This window comes from Chlorobium sp. KB01 (genome assembly GCF_001975465.1).
Taxonomy (GTDB): domain Bacteria; phylum Bacteroidota; class Chlorobiia; order Chlorobiales; family Chlorobiaceae; genus Chlorobium.
In genome coordinates this window covers 1-4,236 of sequence record NZ_MPJE01000096.1, presented here as the reverse complement: position 1 = coordinate 4,236, position 4,236 = coordinate 1, and the positions used below count along the sequence as shown (strand labels likewise).

Annotated in this window: 4 protein-coding genes; 1 reads left to right on the top strand and 3 read right to left on the bottom strand. The window is 48.7% G+C overall.

The window, feature by feature from the left end; genetic code table 11:
* The first annotated feature begins 76 nt into the window (after window positions 1–76).
* Complete coding sequence (locus BOO20_RS10030; RefSeq protein WP_076791911.1) at window positions 77–1,165, top strand: IS630 family transposase; 1,089 nt, start codon at window positions 77–79, stop codon at window positions 1,163–1,165.
* A gap of 4 nt (window positions 1,166–1,169) precedes the next feature.
* Here BOO20_RS10030 and BOO20_RS10025 read toward each other — a convergent pair whose 3' ends face one another.
* The 3 genes from BOO20_RS10025 to BOO20_RS10015 form a co-directional block, all read right to left on the bottom strand.
* Complete coding sequence (locus BOO20_RS10025; protein ID WP_233120952.1) at window positions 1,170–1,697, bottom strand: molecular chaperone; 528 nt, start codon at window positions 1,695–1,697, stop codon at window positions 1,170–1,172.
* A complete protein-coding gene (locus BOO20_RS10020) occupies window positions 1,690–2,364 on the bottom strand; it encodes a hypothetical protein (RefSeq protein ID WP_076792438.1) in 675 nt (224 codons plus the stop codon). The genes BOO20_RS10025 and BOO20_RS10020 overlap by 8 nt, the downstream gene beginning before the upstream one ends.
* A gap of 190 nt (window positions 2,365–2,554) precedes the next feature.
* A partial coding sequence (locus BOO20_RS10015; RefSeq protein ID WP_083694636.1) for a transposase occupies window positions 2,555–4,236 on the bottom strand: 1,682 nt, incomplete at its 5' end.

Genomic DNA, 4,236 nt, shown 5'->3' with positions numbered 1-4,236 from the left:
TGTATTGTTTGGTTAGTTAATTGTTATAATGATAAATAATGCTATATTGCAGTAACTCATTGTTAATAATGCAATTATGGCACGAAGGAATAAAGTCTATCAGTTAAAGCCAGAGGATCGTCAGGAACTTGAATCATTGCTGAGATCCCATAAAACTTCCCAAAATATTGTTTTGCGTGCCAGAATTCTGAACCTGTGTGATGCCGGTCAACCAGCACATACTGTCGCCTCCGAACTCGGCACGTCTACCAACACCGTCTATAAATGGCTGACCCGGTATCAAGCATCCGGGCTGAAAGGAATTCATGATTTACCTCGCTCTGGACAGCCAAGGAAGCTATCGCAGAATAAAGTGAATGAGGTACTCAAGCTGACCCAAGAAAAAATACCGGCTGAAGCTACGCATTGGAGCCTTCGGATTATGGCAAAGCATGCCGGAATAACGGTATGGCAGGTACAGGAAATCTGGAAAGCTGCAAAACTAAAGCCGCACTGGCTGAAAACGTTCAAGTTCAGTAATGATCCTCTGTTTGCCGAGAAAGTCGTTGATGTGGTTGGTTTATACATGAATCCTCCCGACAATGCCATGATTTTGAGCATTGATGAAAAGACTCAGATTCAAGCCCTTGATCGGACACAACCCATGTTGCAACTCAAACCGGGGCAAATTGCACGGAGAACTCACGACTATAAACGCAATGGCACCAGAAGCCTCTATGCTGCGTTTGATATTCTGACAGGCAATGTTATTGGTCGAGTTACCAACAGGCATCGGGCAAAAGAATTTCTTGATTTTCTCCGTCAGGTTGAACGCTCAACGCCAAAAGAACTTGAACTACACCTTATTCTTGATAACAGCACAACCCATAAGACGCAAGAAGTAAAAGATTGGCTTGAAAAACGTCCGCGTATTCAAGTTCATTTTACCCCAACCAGCGCTTCATGGCTGAATGCAGTTGAAGGTTGGTTTTCTCAGTTGGAACGTCGTGCGCTTTACAGAGGTGTTTTCAGTAATGTCAAAGAGTTGCGAGATGAAATTCACCGTTTTATAAAAGTCCATAATGCAAAACATGCAAAACCGTTCAGGTGGACGAAAAGCGCGAATGCAATTCTGGCATCGGTTCAACGGGCTAAAGATAGTCTTACAAATAAAACAAAGGATTAACCATTCACGACACTATGGATTTAAATCCGGGAAATCCGTCTTTTTTCCACAGGGCATACTCCCCTTTCAGACGGGTATGGACATTGCCGCTGTTCTGAATGTCAACCTTCAGGGTGCCTGCCGCCCGGTCAAGCGACACGCCCTGCAATGATGCAGCGCGCTCTATCTTCTCCGCATAGCCGTATACTCCTACACCGAGCTTGAAGAGTATCTCGACGCCTCCGGGGTTTGTCGGTGAAAGCTGTTCAGCAAAATAGATAACCGCACGGTGCTCACCCGGTTTTGGAAGCGTACGGGGACGAATAGAGAATCTGATAACCTGTTCATTGCCCGGATCAATGGTAAAACTCACGGGATTGATAATCATCCACTGGTCAAGCGACTGGGAATCAGGCGGGAGTATCTTCAGTTTATTCTGTTCATCAAGCGTCCAGTTGTAAACCTCGACCTTGAGGGTTACCGGATTCTTTTTAAGATTCTTGATCCGTATGGACTCATTGACCGGTTTTGAGCCTATGTTGAGTTCAAACATGGCTGGAGAGACCGCAACCTGCCCCGGCGGATCCTCGGCAAATGGTTTGTGTTGTAATCGTGAACGATCCTACATGGTCACCGGATTCCGTTGTATCAATAAAATTAAGATTCATCCGTACATCACCAACGCTCGAAGTCTGGCCGGTAACTCCACGCAACTTCATGGTGATGGTGCTGCCTGAAACCGCTCCGCTCACACCATTGGTTGAAGAGAGTGTGTAGCCGGTTACACCGATTTTTGAGGTTGAGCCTGCTCTTGTTGCAGAAAAATCCGTTCCGGTAATCGAGACCGTCGCCGTTCCGCTTTTTGAGAGACCTGCAATTGCCCATGCGTTCTTCAGTGTAACATTAACCGATAACGGGCCAACCTCTGTTGCTGATGCTGCAAGTGTTTGCGAGGTATCGCCGAGTGTTGTCCAGGTTGCCGATAACACTGACCCTGATTGAGATACGCCTGACGATGTTGCCGAGAGATTCAGAGCAACAGCGCTATAGTAATGCAGAACCAGATACTCGGGCATCCCGACGGTAACGGTGGATCTTCCCGATCTGGAAACCGAATCCGAATGGTGGTCATCATCGGCTCGTGCTGACGAAGGCACTCCCCACACTCCGCAAAGTGCAGCTATAAGAGCCGTAATCCTGATTGCTTCGAGCTGTTTCATGATATCAATCCCTCTTCCCTTGTTACACTATAGCCTATGATTACTGTCAAATTCAGGGCATTGCCCTTTTACTCATAATCATCAACTATCGGGCCAAAGAGATCAGAATTACTGTTTTCTCATCTTTTCTTTCAAAGAACAGCAAAATAAACGCATATAATAACCTGAAAGTAGGATAAAGCGCACACTATCAGGAGGTCACTCCCAGATATTCCAAAAACAGCCGATCTCTGGCTACCGACTCGGTAGACCAGCGATAGGCGCCCATGGCCGTCTTTACCTGAGTTGTTTCTACGCAGTCGAACCAATCCAGAATCTGAGCAAGTGAGCGTTGCTCAAGCCACTTGTCCAGCATTTTTTCGAGCAGGACAAGCGCCTTGGTTTTGCCTCTTGCGTTTTTTCCAAGCTCTACCCGCATTTCCTTGATTCTCTTCGTCAGGAAGCAATGATACCCCAGTGAAACAAACTGCACGAATTGTCTTCCCCGCAAGTTGTCAGGATACCATGTGCGAGGCCTTCTGCCATCAAGGTCTCCTTTTTCAACGGCGAAAAGCTCCTCGATCTTTTCACGCAGTCGATAGTTTTCCAGTGCCGTGAAAGTCTCCATGGACTGATTGCTGACGAGCGAGAAATAGCCGAAGTATCTCTTCGCTTCAGCAATAGCCTGATCGTTGAAGCCGACCTTCAATGCTCCGCCACGCCCCTTTGTCGTGCAGACCAGATAGCGCTCGATTTTCCGTTGAGCAGATTGCGTGAACTCCTCCACCCCGTTTTCGACTTGAGCCTTGAGTTCAAGCAGCTCTTTGCGGAAGGCAACTTCCTTCTTGCTGTCGTTGTCGTGAGAATAGAAGACATGGACATAAAGACGGCGCACGAACGCATCTTCTTCTCCACCCAGCTTGCCGTTACGCGACCGCTTGCGTACTCGACCGAACTCGTGCATTCTCATTGCCGTAGCGCCACAAACCGATGGTTCAAACGGACACGTGCTGGACATGCTCGCCAGTGTCTGCCGAAGCGCATCAACCGTCTCGCGAATCCAGGTGACTCTGGGGTCAGCCAGAGTCAGGAATTTCATGTTGCGCAAGGCGAATTTCATCATGTTCTCTTCGCTGTAGTAACCGTTGTCGGTGACAATCAAGGGTCTCTCAAGGTTAAGGCACTTGAGTTGCTTCAGGGTGTTCTCAATGGATATGACGTCAGGAACATTGCCGGGCTGCTTGGCGAAAGCCAATGGTTCGCGTTCCTTGACGGAATACAAGGTCAGCAGCTTGATGGTGTTCAGTCCGTCTCCGTCCTTGTTGAACCCTTGTCGTGCTTCCGATTGGTTCTCGGAGTAGGTCGATATCGTGGTCGAATCGAATGCAAGCACCGGAGACGGCCCAAGGCGATCCGCCCGGAAGGAAAAGTAACGCTGCACGCCGTCCTCGTTACGCCCGACACTTTTGAACAGATCACCGTAAACGTCTTCAGTGATTACTTCGCTGTAGGGAAGAGGATGCATGACCTGCCAGCTCTCAAGTCGAGGCAAGGTGTTTCCGCTGGAACCGATCCAGTAGCGCGCAATGGAGAGCATTTTGTTGGCGTCTCCTTCGCCGAACGAAGATCGCACATCATGGTCAATGCCGGAGGTTTTGCCAACCCACTCCAGAATATCCGTGAGGCCACTGTGCCTGCGCACCGCGCGGGCCATCTTGTCCTCACCTTTGCGTTTTTTTGGCCGTGTAGGAAGCATCTCCTGTGTTCCTGCCTTGATTTTCCCCTGAAGCTTCTGACTGACTGTATAGGTCTTTCTGGTCTTCTCGTCATAGGCCGTAACCCGCTCATAGATGTAAATATCGCCATTAGGACGTCTTTCGCGGCGCTCTCCAA

What these genes read in the sequence shown, in the direction of transcription:
- BOO20_RS10030 (WP_076791911.1), top strand. Translation starts at nt 77, where the DNA reads ATGGCACGAAGGAATAAAGTCTATCAGTTAAAGCCAGAGGATCGTCAG.
- BOO20_RS10025 (WP_233120952.1), bottom strand. Translation starts at nt 1,697, where the DNA reads ATGTTTGAACTCAACATAGGCTCAAAACCGGTCAATGAGTCCATACGG.
- BOO20_RS10020 (WP_076792438.1), bottom strand. Translation starts at nt 2,364, where the DNA reads ATGAAACAGCTCGAAGCAATCAGGATTACGGCTCTTATAGCTGCACTT.